18 protein-coding genes are annotated in these 17,412 nt (G+C 66.1%); 9 read left to right on the top strand and 9 right to left on the bottom strand.

Going from position 1 to position 17,412, the window contains the following annotated elements; genetic code table 11:
• Positions 1-109: 109 nt before the first annotated feature.
• The 4 genes from ACZ5Y9_RS02715 to ACZ5Y9_RS02700 all read left to right on the top strand — a co-directional run bounded on the left by ACZ5Y9_RS02715 (position 110) and on the right by ACZ5Y9_RS02700 (position 3,994).
• Entirely contained in the window at positions 110-823 is a 714-nt protein-coding gene (locus tag ACZ5Y9_RS02715) for a restriction endonuclease subunit S domain-containing protein (RefSeq protein ID WP_464472203.1), read from the top strand.
• Positions 820-2,502: a DUF262 domain-containing protein gene (locus tag ACZ5Y9_RS02710; protein ID WP_464472202.1), complete on the top strand. Its 1,683-nt coding sequence runs from the start codon at positions 820-822 to the stop codon at positions 2,500-2,502. Before ACZ5Y9_RS02715 ends, ACZ5Y9_RS02710 begins: the two co-directional genes overlap by 4 nt.
• Entirely contained in the window at positions 2,492-3,349 is an 858-nt protein-coding gene (locus ACZ5Y9_RS02705; protein ID WP_464472201.1) for a PIN-like domain-containing protein, read from the top strand. The genes ACZ5Y9_RS02710 and ACZ5Y9_RS02705 overlap by 11 nt, the downstream gene beginning before the upstream one ends.
• A gap of 243 nt (positions 3,350-3,592) precedes the next feature.
• Positions 3,593-3,994, top strand: a complete 402-nt coding sequence (locus tag ACZ5Y9_RS02700; RefSeq protein WP_464472761.1) for a phosphatase domain-containing protein — start codon at positions 3,593-3,595, stop codon at positions 3,992-3,994.
• A 157-nt stretch (positions 3,995-4,151) separates the two neighbouring features.
• Here ACZ5Y9_RS02700 and ACZ5Y9_RS02695 read toward each other — a convergent pair whose 3' ends face one another.
• From ACZ5Y9_RS02695 to ACZ5Y9_RS02675, 5 genes are all read right to left on the bottom strand, one after another.
• Positions 4,152-6,953 (bottom strand): laminin G domain-containing metallophosphoesterase family protein, encoded by a 2,802-nt coding sequence (locus ACZ5Y9_RS02695; protein WP_464472200.1) that lies wholly within the window; start codon positions 6,951-6,953, stop codon positions 4,152-4,154.
• A gap of 39 nt (positions 6,954-6,992) precedes the next feature.
• A complete protein-coding gene (locus ACZ5Y9_RS02690; protein WP_464472199.1) occupies positions 6,993-8,543 on the bottom strand; it encodes a hypothetical protein in 1,551 nt (516 codons plus the stop codon).
• Positions 8,544-8,648: 105 nt separating this feature from the next.
• Complete coding sequence (locus ACZ5Y9_RS02685; protein ID WP_464472198.1) at positions 8,649-8,948, bottom strand: winged helix-turn-helix transcriptional regulator; 300 nt, start codon at positions 8,946-8,948, stop codon at positions 8,649-8,651.
• Positions 8,945-9,349, bottom strand: a complete 405-nt coding sequence (locus tag ACZ5Y9_RS02680; RefSeq protein ID WP_247623829.1) for a VOC family protein — start codon at positions 9,347-9,349, stop codon at positions 8,945-8,947. Before ACZ5Y9_RS02680 ends, ACZ5Y9_RS02685 begins: the two co-directional genes overlap by 4 nt.
• Before the next feature lie 298 nt (positions 9,350-9,647).
• Positions 9,648-10,220, bottom strand: a complete 573-nt coding sequence (locus ACZ5Y9_RS02675; protein WP_464472197.1) for a TetR/AcrR family transcriptional regulator — start codon at positions 10,218-10,220, stop codon at positions 9,648-9,650.
• A gap of 84 nt (positions 10,221-10,304) precedes the next feature.
• On the opposite strand from ACZ5Y9_RS02675, the gene ACZ5Y9_RS02670 reads away from it, so the two are divergent.
• Together ACZ5Y9_RS02670 and ACZ5Y9_RS02665 are read left to right on the top strand one after the other, a co-directional pair.
• Entirely contained in the window at positions 10,305-11,297 is a 993-nt protein-coding gene (locus ACZ5Y9_RS02670; protein WP_464472196.1) for an SDR family NAD(P)-dependent oxidoreductase, read from the top strand.
• A gap of 148 nt (positions 11,298-11,445) precedes the next feature.
• Positions 11,446-11,739: a hypothetical protein gene (locus ACZ5Y9_RS02665; protein WP_247623832.1), complete on the top strand. Its 294-nt coding sequence runs from the start codon at positions 11,446-11,448 to the stop codon at positions 11,737-11,739.
• Between the two features lie 10 nt (positions 11,740-11,749).
• On the opposite strand, the gene ACZ5Y9_RS02660 is transcribed toward ACZ5Y9_RS02665, so the two are convergent.
• From ACZ5Y9_RS02660 to ACZ5Y9_RS02650, 3 genes are all read right to left on the bottom strand, one after another.
• On the bottom strand, positions 11,750-12,196 hold the full coding sequence (locus ACZ5Y9_RS02660) for an NUDIX domain-containing protein (protein WP_464472195.1): 447 nt from the start codon (positions 12,194-12,196) through the stop codon (positions 11,750-11,752).
• Positions 12,193-12,348, bottom strand: a complete 156-nt coding sequence (locus ACZ5Y9_RS02655; protein ID WP_247623834.1) for a hypothetical protein — start codon at positions 12,346-12,348, stop codon at positions 12,193-12,195. The genes ACZ5Y9_RS02660 and ACZ5Y9_RS02655 overlap by 4 nt, the downstream gene beginning before the upstream one ends.
• 228 nt (positions 12,349-12,576) lie before the next feature.
• Entirely contained in the window at positions 12,577-12,819 is a 243-nt protein-coding gene (locus tag ACZ5Y9_RS02650) for a hypothetical protein (RefSeq protein ID WP_464472194.1), read from the bottom strand.
• Between the two features lie 256 nt (positions 12,820-13,075).
• On the opposite strand from ACZ5Y9_RS02650, the gene ACZ5Y9_RS02645 reads away from it, so the two are divergent.
• Positions 13,076-15,541 (top strand): M1 family metallopeptidase, encoded by a 2,466-nt coding sequence (locus ACZ5Y9_RS02645; RefSeq protein WP_464472193.1) that lies wholly within the window; start codon positions 13,076-13,078, stop codon positions 15,539-15,541.
• A gap of 175 nt (positions 15,542-15,716) precedes the next feature.
• On the opposite strand, the gene ACZ5Y9_RS02640 is transcribed toward ACZ5Y9_RS02645, so the two are convergent.
• A complete protein-coding gene (locus ACZ5Y9_RS02640) occupies positions 15,717-16,334 on the bottom strand; it encodes a TetR family transcriptional regulator (protein WP_464472192.1) in 618 nt (205 codons plus the stop codon).
• Positions 16,335-16,388: 54 nt separating this feature from the next.
• Between ACZ5Y9_RS02640 and ACZ5Y9_RS02635 the strand changes: the two genes are divergently transcribed.
• Together ACZ5Y9_RS02635 and ACZ5Y9_RS02630 are read left to right on the top strand one after the other, a co-directional pair.
• Positions 16,389-16,979 (top strand): biotin transporter BioY, encoded by a 591-nt coding sequence (locus ACZ5Y9_RS02635; RefSeq protein WP_247623838.1) that lies wholly within the window; start codon positions 16,389-16,391, stop codon positions 16,977-16,979.
• Positions 16,980-17,083: 104 nt separating this feature from the next.
• Positions 17,084-17,377, top strand: coding sequence for a hypothetical protein (locus ACZ5Y9_RS02630; protein WP_247623839.1), 294 nt, complete (start codon positions 17,084-17,086; stop codon positions 17,375-17,377).
• Positions 17,378-17,412 lie beyond the last annotated feature (35 nt).

Here is a 17,412-nt window from a genome sequence, read left to right as displayed (position 1 = left end):
CCGAACGGAGGATATAGACGATCGCGTTGCCGAGGATATCGCACATCTACTTGTGGGAGATGAAGGAGCGCACAGTCGTTGGGTGAGGAGCGAGGATTACTCTGTTGGCGTGCCCGCTTACTATAGCCGCGCATATCATGCGCCCTTGGATGCGTTGCTTAGTAAGCCCGCGTATCGCGGATTCAAGGCTCGGTCGCTCAAGAGCCTCATCGAGTCCGGAGAAATCGAAGCGAGGCACGGGCACGGTTCGCCCTCGGCAGACCTGCGCGACGGCGAGGTTCCTTACATCAAAGTGAGCGACATCAGAGCAGGGCAGGTGAACATCAACCCAACAAATATGGTCCCGCGTGTTGTCGCGGAACGCCATTGGCGATCGCGCAGTTCCGGGCTGAAGGCTTTCGATCTTGTCACCCCAGTGAGGGCATCGAAAAACATCGGCGAGTTTGCCCTGCTCATGCCTGGACAAGAAGATGTCGTAGTTACGAAAGAAGTCTTAGTCCTACGCCCTGGAAAGGGCTCCGCGGCAGATTCCTTTTATCTCTTATGGGCACTCTCACTAAGAGTTACTCGTGAACAGTGGAAGCGAGTGGTCTTCATGCAGACGAATCGAGAGGACGTCGGAAGGCGTTACCTCGAGATCGAGATACCTTGGGCGCCGGATAAAGTTGCCGCTGATAAAGCTTCCGAAAGTTTCCGGACATACTACTCTGGGATAGAGAAGCTACGAACGCAGTTCGTCCGCAGCCTCGAGGCCACACATGAGAACTATGTCTTTCTGGGCGCTTCCACACCCGAAGATGCTTCCGGTACAGTGAATCGATGACGCTGCCGTTGCGCGCAGCGCGGAGCATCCACCTAGCGGAGACCATGAGCACACAAGTCGAGGCGTCCACTGTAAGCGCGGGCTCTTTTCTCTCGAACAATCGTCTAGTTGTACCTGACTATCAACGGCGATACAGCTGGAGTGTTGACACTCAAGTTGCTGAGTTCTGGCGCGATCTATCATATGCGTTGAATGCTCCAGAGTATTTTCTAGGGCTGATCGTTGTCACGAATCCAACCGACAACGCGACATCGCCATCTGCGCGTATAGAGATCGTCGATGGCCAGCAGCGCTTAGTTACGTTAGTCCTACTCGCCAATGCGTTGCGCCTCGCCGCCATGAGGCTCGGCAGACGATTGGTCGCCGAGAGCCTGCGTACTGACTTCCTATATTCCATCGATTTCGCGACGGAGGAGCAGCTCGCCCGCGTAGTTCTCACTGACGTCGTGGATCAGCAATCGCTCAGCGCTCTTCTGGTCGCCGATTCGGCCGAGAGCATCGAGTTGAATATGGCGTCAGCAGTACATAAGGCCCACACCGCACTGCACGACCTATTGATGTCGGACCTCGAGAAGCACGATAACGCTGCCATACGGGTCGGGCAATGGACAGAGTTCATTTCTAAGCGGTTGAAGTTTGCTGTCTTTATGCATCCCGATCGGGCTGCGGCGTTTCGCGTGTATGAAGTGATCAACACGCGCGGGAAAAGCCTCACGCCCTCTGAGCTGATCAAGTCCTTCCTCATCGGTAGTAGCGACCAAGTTGACCGTGACCAGACTCATGCGCGATGGCACCAGATTGAAGATCAGCTTGAGCTGGTTGGTGGGTTTGACGAGCTCACTACCTTCGTCAGACACGTGGTGAGCCTTGATCACGGCTATGTCATTCCGAGGGACCTCTACGGCGTCGTTTCAAAGCGATACCCCGAGGCGAGCGGCGTTCGCGATCTTCTCACTAAGCTCGAGAATTATCTGCCCGTGTATCTCCAGATGTTGGACCCGTCCTCGGACGTCGAGTCTTCCGAGACTCGCACAAGAACGTTTACTATCATCAAGGCGCTCGCAATGAGCCGACTACGTCCCCTGCTTCTTGTCGCCAGCCAGTTCTCGTCTTCAGAAGCCGACAGACTTTACGAAGAGATCATGAGCTTCGCTCTACCTGCTGCGCTCGTTGGCGCTCTCAGCACTGGAAGCGCTGAAGCCCAGATCGCACGTAGCTCACGGCGCCTCAGTAGAGGTGAATCAGACTGGCAAAGTGAGCTCCGGCGGCTTGCAGACTTGCGCCCCCCCAGGGACGAATTCTTAGTGCGGCTTCGGCGGAGCTTGAATCGGCCGCAGGCCCACGTCGCCCGTTCAGCCTTTCTTCAGCAGGCGTCTATTCCGGAGCTTTCAGGATACCCTCACCAAGTGCGACCGCGAAACGGAGAGGGTTGGAGGAATTTTGACGATGATGCATACTCTGAAATAGGTGGCCGTATTGGCAACTGGGTGTTAACTTCCATCGAGCGTAGACCACAAGGAGCGCGGACGCCTGACGCTGTGAGTGATCGCATACTGCCTTTGCTCATGCCCGGCGAGACGCTCACGCGGGAGTCTGTGCTCTCCTGGAGTGCAGACGGCGTCGAGGCTCGATCCGACGGTGTCATCGGAAGTCTGGCGGAGCTTTGGTATGGATCTTGATGTCGCGCAGCAAACCCTATATACAAAGTTGACTTCTCCACGCGACGGCGCTGAGATCCATCGGAAAATCCTCGATGCACACACCGTCGAATCTATCTCAACAATCGCCGCGGTGGGACTCGATACCAATATTCTCAAGGGCCTTCGTCGCGACTCCACTTTCGCTGACGGCCTTTTCCTACGGTTGAAAGCGAATAAAGTTGCGCTGATAACTCCGGGGCAATCCCTCGTCGAGTTTTGGAATAACCATCATGTCTTTGCTAACGATGAGTGGAACTCCTTCCGCAATGACTTGGGTAATCTCAAGAAGCGTATCGAGCGTGGCAATCTTTTGGATTTTGACGCCGCTAGAGTGGGCGAGATTTCTCGCTTAGTTCAAGAGGTGAGCTCCGATCTCCACGAAACGAAATCACCCGAGTACCTCGCCACTTCGCGTACGCTTGTACAATCTATGCTCGAGACAGCTCGCGTTCCGCAGGTGTCGCGCGTGCGGTTCGCTGACGTCGCCAGCGCGCGACTGTCTACAAAAACGCCGCCAGGATTTGCCGATGAGGGATCGAAGGTTGCCGCTGCGGGAGATTTTTTCGTCTGGGCAGATTTTCTTCTTGGCTGTCTGTGCGTCGAGGTGGAAGAGAACAGGGACCACTTTGTGTGGGTAACCGATGACTCAAAGCCTGACTGGAAAACTGGCTCATCTGGTCACCCTTCGTTGCTCGAGGAATTTCGATGGGTGCGCGAGGCGCGCCTCACGGTCCTTTCCCTTCGCGATCTGCGAGTGCTTATCCAGAGGGAAGAAGAGCGCCAGGCAGCCGCATCCACCGAGTCGAGCGCTGGAGAGGACTCATAGTGCGGCGTTTGGTCGTGCAGTCAAGTCTGCGCCTATAGGCGCATCGCTTTCGGACAACGAGTTTTCATCCTTCGATGAAGGCATATGTCTCTCGGGCCTTCGAATCGAAGATGCGCCGCGCCGCCCGAGATAGGCGCTCATGCGAGGTGCCGCGATCCACTCCCCAGCAGCACTAGCGCCCGCACCAAGCGAAATCTACAGAAGCATCCGACAGCCTCCGCCCCTTCACGACCGCACGCCTCGATCTTCGCTCTTGACGGCACCCTCGCCCTCATCGGCGACCGCTCGCCGTACGACATGCGGAACGTCTCGATCGACACCCCGCACCGCCCGGTCGTGATGGCGGCGCAGGCGCTCCCTGCTCACCCGGATGTCGATGCGCTGCTCGTCGTGTCCGGACGCGATGAGACCGCACGCCGGGCGACCGAAGCATGGCTGTCGTTCAACAACATCCCGTTCGATCGGCTGCTGCTCCGCCGCACCGGCGACCAGCGCGCCGACAACATCGTGGAGGGCGAGATCTACGACTCGTACATCGCGCCGCACTACGACGTCATCGGGGTGGTCGACGATCGACGCAGCGTGGTCGAGATGTGGCGGTCGCGCGGGTTGGTCTGCTTCCAGGTCGCCGACGGCGACTTCTGACGGCGTCTCGGGTGGGGCCCTTCGACAGGCTCAGGGACCCAGTTCTTACCGGGGCCTGCGACGGGCCCAGGGACCGGGTCTTCGGGGGCGGGGCCTTCGACAAGCTCAGGGACCCAGTCGGGTGAGAGGGGCGCTATGAGCCCCTCCCACCCGGCGGCTAGGACCGCCGCAGGCGGAGAGCCAGCGTGATACCCGCGCCGAGCGCGCCCGCGCCGAGCGCAATCCACAGCAGCATCCACGGCCCATCGACCCCGGTCGTGGCGAGCGAGCCATCCTCAGACCCCGCACCTGTCCCGGCATCCGCTCCACCACCGGCGTTCTCACCACCAGAACCATCCCCACCATCCGAACCACCAGCAGGATCCACAACCGTCACCGAATCCCACCCGATGACCTCCCCATCCGCGGCATACAGCGCGAAGCGGTGCTCACCGAACGGCACCGTCTCCGGCACGGTCAACGAGACCGCACCATCAGCCACGACCCCCGACCCAGCCGACACCGGCGAAGAGAACAGATACCCGTAGACCGTCGCACCGTCGAACCTCGAAGGCAGCGAAACCGACACCGTAGCCCCCGGCGCGAAGCGCGACGGGTCGACCGAGATCACGCCTTCCAGCGCGTCCGTCAGATCCGACTCCACCGGCGTCCACGGCGAAGCGCCCTCACCGATCACCACGGACACAGATACAGCCGCAGCACTCCGCGTCCCGATCGACGGAACGAACGACACCGCGTGCGTGCCGGATCCCGAGATGGGCGACGACAGCGCAACGGTCCACGACCCGTCAGCCGCAACGGCCGAAGACCCGAGCGACACCCCATCAACAACCACACTCACCGAAGACCCGGCAAACCCGCGCCCGGAGAACGACGACACCACAGCATCCGACGGCAGCACCGCATCGAAGTCACCGGAAACCGAGAAAACAGACCCAAGATCAGCCCGCTGGTACAAGAACTCACGCGAAGACAGCGCATGATCCACCACGCGCACCTCGCCGACACACCCGTGCCAGCCGTGCTCGACCTCGGTGTTCCAGGTCGAGGCGCCGATGATCCACGGCATGAAGTCCGCGGCCATCATGCCGCCGACGTTCGACGCGTTGCGCAGCACCGGCACGCCATCGACGTACATGATGGCGGTGTCCGCGCGAGGGTCGTTCACGATCGCGACGTGGTGCCACGACCCCTGCATGATCTCGCCCGACCACAGCGTGTACGAGTTACGAGTGTCAGTGTCGCCCGCCGAGAACTGGTACTCGCGCAGGCTCGAGATGCCGAGCCACGCGGCGCCGGCACCCGGGTCGGACGAGTCGTTGATCCCGATCCACTGGCGTGCGCCGCCACGCGTCAGCGCGGCGCTCCAGCGGTTGGCGGCCTCGGTCCACTCCTCGTCGAGCTGCAGGAACGCCTCGACCGTGTACCCCGAAGACGACGAGAGATCCGCGAACGTCGCCGGCGCCCCGTACTCGGTCGAGATGTACGACATGTTGTCGGGGCCGCTCGCGTTGCGGTGCACGTCAGCGAAGCACACGGCTCCGCGATCCGACGAATAGAACGGCACGTTCGAGTGGGATACCTGCACGTCTTCGAGCTTCTCCGGGGCATCCGTGTTCTCGATCGCGCTGCGATACATCGGGCTGTCGCCGGCCACATCCGGGATCTCCGTGGACGAATCCACGACACCCTCCGCCACCGAACCGAACCGCCAGTGCGCCACTGTGCCGTCGACGGCGACGTAGTCATCCGCCCGACCCGCCGCGGCCCACTGCTCGCCGACGCCGGTGCCGTCCCAGCCCTCCAGGACGATCTCCTTGGCCCGCTCCGACAGGTCGCCCTTCGTCTCAGAACCGGCAACCGGCGAGTATCCGAACCGCAATTCGAAGTCCAGATCCATAGAGAACGACTGCCACTTCCCATCCAGCACGGGAGTGTCGTTCGCGGTCAGCGACTCCTTGTCCTTCACCGTCACCCACGGCGACACCGACTCGACGTCGATGCGGTCGTTGGTGAGGTCGAACTCGAACAGCGTCATGTATCCGTTGCCGCCGTCGGCCGCCATCTGGTAATCCGTGAGCACCTGGTAAACCGGGTGACCGAAGTCGTTCGTGCGCTCGCGCATCGTGGTGCCGTGGAAGTGCCCGTTGACCGTCATGATGATCTCGTCGTTCGAGCGGATCAGCTGGTTCCACAGCTCCTCGCCCCACCACCAGTCCGCCGGCGACGTCTGGTCGAGCGCGATGTTGATCACCGCGTGCGACGACAGGATCACCGGAATGCCCGGGTTCGCGTCGATCACGCGCTGCGCCCACGCGAACGTGTCGGCCGAGGCGTTCCACGCGAGCGCGAGCGACATCCACTCGTGCTCCTCGGCCTCGAAGATGTACGCGGTCGAGAGCCCGTTCTGGAAGCTGTCGACGAACGTCTCACCGCCCTGCGCGGCCATGCGACCCGCGTCGAACCGCTGCAGGTACTGCCACGAGTTCGCCTCCGACGACCGCGCGTTCATGTCGGCGACGTCGTGGTTGCCGGGCACGACCGAGTACGGCACGCCCCCATCGGTCAGCTTCTGCATGGCCGTGGCCGCGGCATCCCACTCGCCCGTCACCCACTGCTGGTCGACGACGTCGCCGACGTGCACGACGAACGGCACGTTGAGGTCATCCTGGTGCTCGACGATCCAGTCGGTCTGCACCTCGAACGGATTCGTGTCGTACTTCGGGTAGAACTGCGAGGCGCTGTACCGCGAATAGAACTGCGTGTCGGGCAGCACCGGCAGCACGAAGCTCGAGCGCATCTCATCGGCGATGACAGCGGATGCCTGCGCCAGCGCATCCCCGATCGAATCGGTCGAATCGGCCGCAGCCGCCGGAACGACGGGCGCGGCGAGAAGGCCGGCGGTGACGACCGCGGCGGAGAGAGCGCGCCAGGGGCGGCGCGAAGTGGGGGAGGTCATGGTCTTCCTCAGGGAGAAGGGGAAAGAAGGGAGAGGGGGTCAGCCGGCGAGCGCGGGGCCGTAGGCCTCGATCTCGGACAGGCTCATCCAGTTGCTGCTCGCCTTGTTCGTGATGATCACGCGCAGGCCGGTGGCGAGCACGGGGGTGCTCTCGAACTCGAGGCTCAGGTCGGGCGTCTGGTTCACGTACGGCCAGGCGACGGCCTCCGTGGGCATGTCGATCCAGCCGCCGATGAGATCGCGGTACTGCACCGTCACCCCGCCGACGTTCTTCAGGCCGTTGAGGTCGAAGACCCCGGCGCCCGTGAGCTGGCGCGGCTGGTCGAAGTAGAAGCTCACCGTGTTGGGGTTGACGCGGTTTGCGGCCCCGCCGCTGCGCCAGTCGTCGAACCCGGTGACCGTGCGGTTACCGTCGGTCAGGCGGAAGTTCGTGCCGTTCATGTGCGTGTAGTCGTAGTGGATGCCGGCGCCGCGCAGGATGTTCACGCTCTCGGCGGGCGCGATCGTGATGACGAGGCGGGCGTCGAAGCCGGTGGCCGCGGTGGCGGGGACCTCGATGGTGCCGGCGGATGCCGTCGCATCGGCGGCGACGGACGCCCAGTCCCACGTGACCTTCGCGCGCACCGTGGTCGTCGAGCCCGAGACCGTGCGCTCGACGTGGGTCGGCGCGTGCATCTGCAGCTCCTTGAGCGTCTGGCCCACGTAGCCCGACATCGTCGCGTCGGCCGCGCCTCCCAGCGAGCCGACGAGGTATTCCGCCGTCACCGTCACGGTCTCGCCGAAGTATCCGGTGCCGGTTCCCTCGACGGTCACCGTGCCGTCGGTGTTCCACACATCGGATGCCGGCGCGTTCCACGCGATGTTCGCGAGCGGAGCGGTGAGGCCCCACGAGTACTTCCCGGTCAGTGCCGTCGGGAACGCGGGCGTCGTGCCCGTGTCGACGCGCTGCCGGTGGGTCTCGACGGTGGCGGTGAGCGGATGCATCCGCCACTTCTGCACGTTCGCGCCGCCCGCGTCATAGGTCTGCACCTCGCTGCCCGCCGCCGTGGCCCAGTTGTACATGTCGAGGCCGGCGATCGCGCCGTTGCCGTAGGCCTGGACGTTGCGCAGGTAGCTGTATCCGTTGCCGGCATCGGTCACGGTCCACTGCGCGAGGGGGTTCGTCGCGGCCTCGTCGAGCGTCACGCCGGGGAGCGTCAGGTAGCGGAAGTTCGGGTCGTCGTTCGCACGGCGGGCGAGCACCTGACCGTCGTCGTTCGCGAGCACGAAGGTGTTGCTCGCGCCCTCGACCGGGTAGGCGAGCACCGCCTGGGCGCTGAGCTCGGCGGGGGTCTTCGCGAACGGGAACACCGCCGCGGCGGCACGCGTGCTGTCGGGCACGGTGGTCTGCGCGTTCGGGTTGCCGATCTCGATCACCTTGCCGGGAGCACTGAGGCTCTCGATCAGGAACGGGGTCGGCTCACCGAGCAGCGCGGGATCGGGATCGGCCTCGGCGACCGCGATCGAGGGCAGCAGGGCGAGGGAGGTGAGGGCGGCCACGCTCAGGGTCGCGAGGGCACGCCGACGGGCACGACGAGAGACGGTTCTCATGCGGGGGGGGTCCTTTCGGAGCGCGCACGAGCAGGGGTCTCGCCGCGCCGCCTCCGAACCTAGGGATCGCGGATGCCGGCAGGCGGCGCAGGAGTGAACGAAAAGTTAATGGGGTGAGGCGTTTGGGTGCCCCGCGGCACCCCACGCGCCCAACGCATCGATCGCCTCCCCCAGCGCTTCCCCGCGCTCGGTCAGCACGTAGGCACGGGTGTTGTGCGTTAGCGGCAATCGCCTCAGCACGCCGGCTTCTTCCAACTCGCGCAAGCGGGTCGCGAGCATGTTCGTCGGCGCCCCGAGCTCGCGCTGCAGATCGCCGTAGCGTTGCGGGCCGGCGAGCAGCTGCTCCACGATGAGCAGCGCCCAGCGCGCACCGACGATGTCGAGGGCGGCGGAGAGGTCGCTCACGCGGTCTGGTCGGTCGCCGGCTTCATCCAGAACGGCGAGTAGTGGTAGCCATCGGGGTCGTCGAACTGGCGCTGATACATGAAGGGGTAGTCGTCGATGTCACCGACGCGACCGCCCGCGGCTTCGGCGCGCGCGACGAGTTCGTCGACCGCCTCGCGGCTGTCGAGGTCGAACGAGACCGTGACCTTCGACGGGGTGTCGGGGCCGCCGATCAGGTCTTCGGTGCCGCCGACGCTCGCGTACATCTCGCGGCTGCCGAGCATCACGTACTGCTCGGGCGCGATCTGGAAGCACGACACGTTGTGGTCCGACATCTCGGCGTTGAGGGTCCACCCGAGGGCGGTGTAGAAGGCGGTGGCTCGTTCGACGTCAGCCACGGGACAGGTGATGAAGAGGCTCATGCGTTGATCCTTGCAAAATGCAAGTGCGGGGTCAAGGGGTGTTCGGCATCCGCTCGCCTGTCCGCCCATCTGCCCGCTCATCCGCACGGACGAATCACATCTGCACGGAGAAACGGGCGGATGCTCCCTGCAGACGTGACATCTCCCTGCAGGTGTTGCGGGGTGGGCCCTTCGACAGGCTCAGGGACCCAGTCTCTCGGGGTATGGCCCTTCGACAGGCTCAGGGACCCACTTCCGACTACTGGGTTGCTGAGCCTGCACTACTGGGTTGCTGAGCTTGTCGAAGCATCCCGCCCCGTCAAACCGCCGCGATCCCCCACAGCAGCACCCGCACCGTCGCCTCGACCCGCTCGTCGCTGAGCGGCCGGCCCAGCAACGCGGCGTAGCTCGCCATCGCGACGAACTGATCCGCGATGACCTCGGCGTCGGCATCCGATCGCACTTCGCCGTCGGCGACCGCGAGCGCCAACCGCTCGCGCACCCACTGGCGGATCGGCGCGGCCAGCCGTTCGTTCAACGCGAGCCCGAGCGCGGCATCCGACGCCGTCACGACGATCAGCGCCCGCGCGATCGCGACGCCCTCGGCGTCACCCAGCGACAGGCTCATGGCCGAGAACCAGGCGCGCAGATCCGCCCCCAGATCAGAAGTGAACGGCACCGAGACCGCGGCGCCGGGCACCGCCCCCTCGAGCAGCGCCTCACCGAGGATCGCAGCCTTCGACGGCCACCAGCGGTAGATGGTCTGCTTCGAGACCTCGGCGGCCTCGGCGAGCCCCTCGATCGTCACCGATTCGTAGGCGCCCGTCGACACCGCGGTGCGCATCGCGTCCAGAACGGACCGGCGCGCTTTCTCACTGCGAGGACGGGGCACCATCAGAGGCTACTCGGGCGTACACTGATCCATAAGTAGACGCACCGTTGCGAAACTCGCAGGAACCCGAACAAGGAGCACGACATGGCCCTCACCGCCCACTCCACCATCGGCGAATGGCTCGACGACCCGACCGGCGGCCCGCTCATCCGCGGACTCTTCGAGCAGACCGGCGCCGACCCGTCGCTCCTCACCCCCGTGCTCGGCCTGCCCCTGCAGCAGCTCGTCGCGATGAGCCAGGGCGCGATGCCGCAGTCGGTCGTCGACGACCTCGTGCGCGCGGCCAACGGGGGCGTCGTGCCGGTCGAAGAGGCCGAGCCGGTCGTCGAGGCCGGCGCCCGGTTCACCGGCAAGACCGTGATCGTCACGGGCGCGGCATCCGGCATCGGGCGGGCGACCGCCGAGCGCATCGCCCGCGAAGGCGGCCGCGTGATCGCCAGCGACATCGCCGCCGAGAAGCTCGACGCCCTCAAGTCCGACAACCCGGATGCCGACATCGTCACCGTCGCCGGCGACCTCACGAAGCAGGACGCGATCGACGCCGTCATCGCCGCCGCGGGTGACACGATCGACGGACTCGCGAACGTCGCCGGCATCAACGACGACTTCTCGCCCACAGGGGAAACAACGGATGCCGTGTGGGACCGCGTCATCGCGATCAACCTCACCGCCCCCTTCAAGCTCATGCGCGCGGTGCTGCCGATCATGGAGAAGGCCGGCCGCGGGTCGATCCTCAACGTCTCGAGCGAGGCGGGTCTGCGCGGAAACGCCTCGGGCAACGCCTACACCGCCAGCAAGCACGGCATCATCGGCGTCACGAAGTCGGCGGCGTTCATGTACGGCCCGAAGGGCATCCGCGTGAACAGCGTCGCTCCCGGCGGGGTGGCGACCGGCATCCCGATGCCCCCGCACATGTCGGAGTACGGCTCGGCCCGCCTCTCCCCGTTCCAGCAGGCGATCCCGACCGTCGCGACCGCCGAGCAGCTCGCCGCCTCGATCACCTTCCTGCTGTCGGACGACGGCGTGAACATCAACGGCGCGATCCTCGCCTCCGACGGCGGCTGGTCGGTGCAGTAGGCCTCTCGCCGCGCGCCGGAGTGCACCGATCGGTCAGTAATGTCGGTTCTCGGCCCGGAGAACCGACATTTCTGACCGATCAGAGGCGGGCCGCGGGAGCATCGGAACCTCACCCCACAAGGAGCGGGCGATCGCCTAGGCTCGCCGGATGACTGAATCAGACGCCTCTACACCGCAGCCGTCGCTGATCCAGCAGCGGATGGCGCTTGACCGGAAGAGCCGGTGGGCGATGGGCCAACTCGTCATCTCGCTCGTCCTGGCCGCCGGATGGGTCGTGGTGCTCATCACTGACGGGGGCGCCAAGCCCTGGCCGTGGATCGCCGCGATCGTCTTCCTCCTCCTCGCGATCGCGTGCATGGTCTCACTCGGCAAGGCGCGCCACGACACTCGGGCGTTCGAGGATGAACACGGTGCGGATGCCGGGGTTCAGGAGCGGATCTGATTCCGGCGCCTCAGCGCACCGCATCCGCCAGCACCCGGTCGATCCACGGCTCACGATCGAGGCCCGCGATCTCGGATGCCGTGAACCACCCAACCTCGACGATCTCCTCACCGTCGGGCTCGACCTTGTCGACCACCTCACACGCGTAGGCCGTCGTGACATACGCGACGCGATCACCGTTCGGGTACTCGACGACGAGCGACTCACCCCCGTAGGCACCGACGATCCCGGTGATTCGAATGCCGGCGCCGAGCTCTTCACGCACCTCTCGCGCAACGGCATCCGCGGGTTCCTCGCCGGGTTCGACTCCGCCGCCGATCAGGCTCCATTCGTCTGTCCCAGCGCTGCGCGCGAGCAGGAAGCGCTCGCCGTCACGGATCACGGCGGTGACGCCCGGAAGCATCAGCAGGTCGTGTCCGATGCGGTCGCGCATCGCACGGACGTAGTCGGAGATCACGAGCGCCCGAGCCGCTCCTCCGCCAGTGCTTGGCGATGCGAGGTCAGCGCCGCGCGCACGGCCGTGTAGATCACGAACCACAGCACGAGCAGGCCGATCAGCACGATCGCGACGTAGATGAGCAGGCCGATGACGAAGGTCGGAGCGAACATGCCCCCACGCTAGGGCCGCGGGCCAAAGTGGGGCGGTGTGCCGCACCCGATCGGTGCGAAATGCTGCCTATCGACGCTCAGAACCGTCATTTCCGACCGGTCGGTGGCCACTGCGGCGACGAGACGTCACCCGCACACACGAGAGCGCACCGCCCAGGGGTGGTGACGGTGCGCTCTCGATCCTTGCCCGGGCGCGCGGACGCGACCGGAAGCTTCGGATGCCGAGGCTCAGCCCTTCATCGACACCCCGACGCGATCGCGCGGATGCCGCGCGTACGGGTCATCGGCGTCGGCGGGAGGCTCCTCGTCGTGGATGAGGTGCTCGACCTGGCGGGCGGCGGCCGAACCGCGGCCCGCGACGACGGCATCCGCTTCGGTGAAGTATCCCGATCCGACCACCCCCGCCTCTCCTTCGATGCGGTTGAACCAGATTCCGTTGCGGTGAAACGTCACTATGTCGCCGGCAGCCATGCCTATCTCTCCTTCGATCTGGCCCCCTGTCTACGCGACGGCACCGCCCCGCAGAACCCCCTTGCCGGATCCCTCGACGGCAGGTAACGGGACAGGAAAAATTCCTGCAATCTGCCCGACACAATGGCGATATATTGCCGACATAGGACTTCCCTAGGTTGCGATCAACCCGCATTCGCGACCCCGGCCACAAGCCACCCCTGCACCACGACGACGTGACCGGTCGCCTTTCGTTCCTGCCTACCCGAAAGCACTCATGACCCGACTGACTCCTCTCCGACGTCGGCGGCTGCTCGCGACCACCATGGTCACCGCGCTGTTCGCCGGCTCCCTCCTCGCCACCGCCGTTCCGGCATCCGCCGCCGACGACCCGATCGACGGAGCCCGCACCTCGGGCGACGCCATGTTCCCCAACGTCGGCAACGGCGGGTACGACGCACTCGACTACGACATCGACATCGCGTGGAGCCCGACCGGCGTCGCCGGCACGGGCAACACCGCCGTCGTCACCGGCAAGTTCGACTCGGCATCCACCACCATGACGGCCCGCGCCCTCGCGCCGCTGCGCTCGTTCTCGCTCGACTTCGAGGGTCTGACCGTCGACAGCGTGTTCGTGAACGGCCAACCCGCCACCTGGACCCGTGACATCGACGCGGCGGCCATCAAGTACAAGCTCATCGTGACCCCGGCGACCCCCGTCACCGGCGAGTTCACCGTCACCGTGAACTACAGCGGCGTTCCGGTGTTCCACACCGACGCCGACGACAGCCAGGAAGGCTGGAGCGGCACGAACGACGGCGCGATGCTGCTGGGCCAGCCCATCGGCATGATGACCGGCTTCCCGCACAACAACACCCCCGGCGACAAGGCCACCTACACGATCACGGTGGATGCCCCGTCGACCCTCACCAACACCGCGGGCGTGAGCGCCCCGGGCGCTGTCGCGAGCAACGGCGAGCTGCAGTCGAAGGTCGTCAGCCAGTCCGGCGAGCGCACCACGTGGACCTGGCGCCAGCAGAAGCAGATGGCGTCGGAGCTCGTCGTCATCGGCATCGGCCGCTACGAGGTCGTCGAGGGCAGCATCACGCTGCTCGACGGTCGCACGATCCCGTCGTGGTCGTTCATCGACTTCGGCCTCAGCGACGCGAACAAGACCACGGTGCGCAACCGCATCACGCAGCTGCAGACCATCACGCAGAACCTCGAGCGCATCTACGGTCCCTACCCGGGCAACAGCACCGGCGTGATCGTGAAGACCGTTCCGAGCGCGATCAACTACGCACTCGAGACGCAGGACCGCTCGTTCTTCCCGAGCGTGAACTCGGTCAACGGCAACACGCTCATCCACGAACTCGTGCACCAGTGGTACGGCAACAACGTCGCCCCGTCGACGTGGACCGACATCTGGATGGGCGAGGGCATGGCGACCTGGGGGCCGACGTACTACAACACGCTCGAGGGCTTCGGCGCAGGCACGACACCCTCGGAGCAGACGTACTTCAACTCGTGGAACAACACCGCTCCGACCAGCGCCAACTGGAACATCGCACCGGGCGGTCAGACCGACTCGGCCAACCTCTACGGCTACCAGACCTACACGCGCAGCGCGCAGTTCTGGGCGGCGCTGCGGGTCGCGATCGGCGATGAGCCGTACTTCACCCTGATCAAGCAGTGGCAGGTCGACAACGCGGGCAAGAGCCTCGCCGGCGCCGACCTGAAGGCCCTGGCCGAGGAGCTCTCGGGCTTCGACCTCACCGCCTTCTGGACCGACTGGATCCTCGAGCCCGGCAAGCCCGCCTGGCCCGACAAGTACTCGGTCGCACTCAGCGGCGGCAGCCCCGAGGTCGCGCTCTACCCGGGCGAGACCGTGTCGTACACCGTCACGGCGCTCAACACCGGTCGCGTGCCGCTGGCCTCGTCGGTCGTGTCGGTCGACGTGAGCGCACTGCTCGCGAACGCCGACCTGGTCGTGCCCGAGGGAGCCACGCTCGACGGCACCACGCTCAGCTGGCCGATCCCGGTCGGCACGGCGGTCGGCACGAGCGCGTCGCTGACCATCGACGCGACGATCAGCGAGAAATCGGCCGGCGGCTCGTTCGCGCTGGCCGTGAAGCCCCTCACCCTCGGTGGAAGCTGCACCGAGACGTGCGCGGTCGACACCTCGGTCGTCGAGATCGTCGCCCCGACCGAGCTGCCCACCATCACGGGTGAGGCCGTCGTCGGCGAGACGCTGACCGCGACCTCCGAGGGCTGGCCCGAGGGCACCGACCTCACCTACGAGTGGGCGATCGACGGCGTTCCGGTCGAAGTTCCCGCGGAGGACGAGGAAGAGCCGGTCGACGAGCCCGCCGGGCTGATGGCCGCTCGCGCCGTCGATGCCGGACCGAGCTTCGTGATCCCGGCATCCGCTCTCGGCGCCCGCATCACGGTCACGGTCACGGGAACCCTCGAGGGCTTCCGCAGCGGATCGGTCACGAGCGAGGCGACCGTCGCGGTCGCCGCGGCCGAGGTTCCCGGCGGAGGCGAAGACCCCGACAACGGCGGCGGCACCGGCGGCGGCACGGGTGGTGGCGGAGCCGTCACCCCCGGCGACCCCGACGGTTCGGGCGAACTCAGCCAGACCGGGGGCGAACTGCCCACGGCACTCGGCCTGCTGGCCCTCGTGCTGCTCGTCGGCGGAGGCATGTTCGTCGCCGCCCGACGCCGCAAGCTCGAGGTCTGATCGGCTGACGCACGCGAGCGCCCGTCCCCGGGATTCCGGGGGCGGGCGCTTTCGCGTGCGGTCGGCGGCGCGGCGGTGGTCGGGCGGCGGTCGCGCGGTGGTGAGGGGTCAAGACACGCCGCAGACGGATGCCGCGGCACGGCGTATTCTGACCCCTCGGCGGCTCGGGTGGAGCTCAGGAGTTTGCGACGGCGGCCGAGCGGATGCCGGAGACGATCAGCGCGAGCCCCGCGGCGAAGTTGTCGTCCGGGCTGGCGCCCGGGGAGGCGAGTCGCGCGGGCGAGAGGTCGACGGAGGGATCCGCGGCCCCGATGACAGCCGCGTGCACCCGCTGCTGCTCGTGGAACGTGAACCCGATCACGTAGTGCACCAGGGTGTCGGCGGCGACCTCGGCCGCGGCATCCGTGAGCCCCGCGGCGAGCGCCGCCTCGACGAGCCGCTGCCGAGCGGGCAGGTCGAGCAGCCCGAGCGCGAGCGAGCTCGACACGACCTCGGCGCCGTCGCGGTGGGCGAGGAGACGGTCGCGCAGCGCGGTGGCCGTGGCGGCGAGGTCGGGGGCATCCGATTCGGCATCCGATTCGCCCGCAACCATGCGGGCGCTGACCGCGGCCAGGAGCGCCTGCTTGTTCGGGAAGTGCCAGTACAGCGCGCTCACCTGCACGTCGAGTTCGTCGGCGATGCGGCGCATCGAGAGCCCGGCGATGCCGTTCTCGGCGAGAACGCTCATGGCCGCGTCGACGACGTCGGGCTTGCTGCGCCTCGGGGCGGGCTGATCTGCGGATGCCGCGTTCATGGTGCTACTGTACCGAACAGTGTTCAGGTGAACAGTGTTCAGGAGGAACTTCCCATGTCAGCATCCGCCGTCTCCCCGCGCTCCGCTCTGGTGCTCGCCGACCTCGTTCCCGGCGCACGGGTGCGGGATATCGCACTCACGCTCGCCGGCACCGCGTTCATCACGGTTGCCGGATACATCGCCATTCCGCTTCCGTTCACGCCGGTGCCGCTGTCGCTCGCGACCTTCGCCGTGCTGCTGACGGGCGCCTCGCTCGGACCCCTGCGCGGAAGCGCGAGCGCACTCCTCTACCTGGCTCTCGGCGTGATCGGCGTGCCGCTCTTCGCCGGCGGCAATGCGGGCTGGGCGTTCTCGTCGTTCGGATACATCGTCGGCTACGTGGTCGCCGCCCTGCTGGTCGGCACTCTGGCACGCCGCCGAGCCGACCGTTCCGTGCTCTCGACGCTCGGACTCGCCGGCCTCGGCTCGCTCGCGATCTACGCGTGCGGTGTGCCGTGGCTCGCGGCCTTCGCCGGGGTCGACATCCCCACCGCGATCGGCCTCGGCGTCGTGCCGTTCCTGATCGGCGACGCGATCAAGATCGTCGCGATGGCCGGACTCCTCCCCGCCACCTGGCGCCTGATCGATCGCACCCGCCGCGACTGAGTCGCCCCTGCGCGTGCACCGATCGGTGCAGGATGTCGGTTCTGCCGCCGGATAACCGACATTTCGCACCGATCGGTGCGGTGGTAACTCCTAGACTCGGCGGCATGACGAACTCCCCCGCACCCCACGTGCGTCCGAACCGGATCGCCCTGCCCGCGCTCGCGCCGACGCTGTTCGTCGTCGCCGCGTTGTTCCTGCCGATCGGCGCGTTCCTCGGCACGATCAACGCGGATCGCGACGCCGACTGGGCGATCTTCCAGACACAGCTCGGCACCGTCATCTTCTGGTTCGGAGCGGTGTCGCTGTTCATCGGCCTGCTGCTCGTCGGCATCCGCTCGATCGCGCAGCAGCACCTCGACTTCGCGTTGCGGGCGCAGCGCCTGCAACGACCCGAGTGACGCACGCCGACTCGCCCGCACCCCATACCCAACTC

This window comes from Microbacterium sp. T3-8 (genome assembly GCF_055398145.1).
This window is presented reverse-complemented; position numbering and strand designations above follow the sequence as displayed.

Coding starts and splice junctions, on each gene's coding strand:
- ACZ5Y9_RS02670 (WP_464472196.1), top strand. CDS start 10,305: ATGGCCCTCACCGCCCACTCCACCATCGGCGAATGGCTCGACGACCCG.
- ACZ5Y9_RS02650 (WP_464472194.1), bottom strand. CDS start 12,819: ATGGCTGCCGGCGACATAGTGACGTTTCACCGCAACGGAATCTGGTTC.
- ACZ5Y9_RS02705 (WP_464472201.1), top strand. CDS start 2,492: ATGGATCTTGATGTCGCGCAGCAAACCCTATATACAAAGTTGACTTCT.
- ACZ5Y9_RS02630 (WP_247623839.1), top strand. CDS start 17,084: ATGACGAACTCCCCCGCACCCCACGTGCGTCCGAACCGGATCGCCCTG.
- ACZ5Y9_RS02645 (WP_464472193.1), top strand. CDS start 13,076: ATGACCCGACTGACTCCTCTCCGACGTCGGCGGCTGCTCGCGACCACC.
- ACZ5Y9_RS02635 (WP_247623838.1), top strand. CDS start 16,389: ATGTCAGCATCCGCCGTCTCCCCGCGCTCCGCTCTGGTGCTCGCCGAC.
- ACZ5Y9_RS02690 (WP_464472199.1), bottom strand. CDS start 8,543: ATGAGAACCGTCTCTCGTCGTGCCCGTCGGCGTGCCCTCGCGACCCTG.
- ACZ5Y9_RS02710 (WP_464472202.1), top strand. CDS start 820: ATGACGCTGCCGTTGCGCGCAGCGCGGAGCATCCACCTAGCGGAGACC.
- ACZ5Y9_RS02665 (WP_247623832.1), top strand. CDS start 11,446: ATGACTGAATCAGACGCCTCTACACCGCAGCCGTCGCTGATCCAGCAG.
- ACZ5Y9_RS02655 (WP_247623834.1), bottom strand. CDS start 12,348: ATGTTCGCTCCGACCTTCGTCATCGGCCTGCTCATCTACGTCGCGATC.
- ACZ5Y9_RS02680 (WP_247623829.1), bottom strand. CDS start 9,349: ATGAGCCTCTTCATCACCTGTCCCGTGGCTGACGTCGAACGAGCCACC.
- ACZ5Y9_RS02640 (WP_464472192.1), bottom strand. CDS start 16,334: ATGAACGCGGCATCCGCAGATCAGCCCGCCCCGAGGCGCAGCAAGCCC.
- ACZ5Y9_RS02695 (WP_464472200.1), bottom strand. CDS start 6,953: ATGACCTCCCCCACTTCGCGCCGCCCCTGGCGCGCTCTCTCCGCCGCG.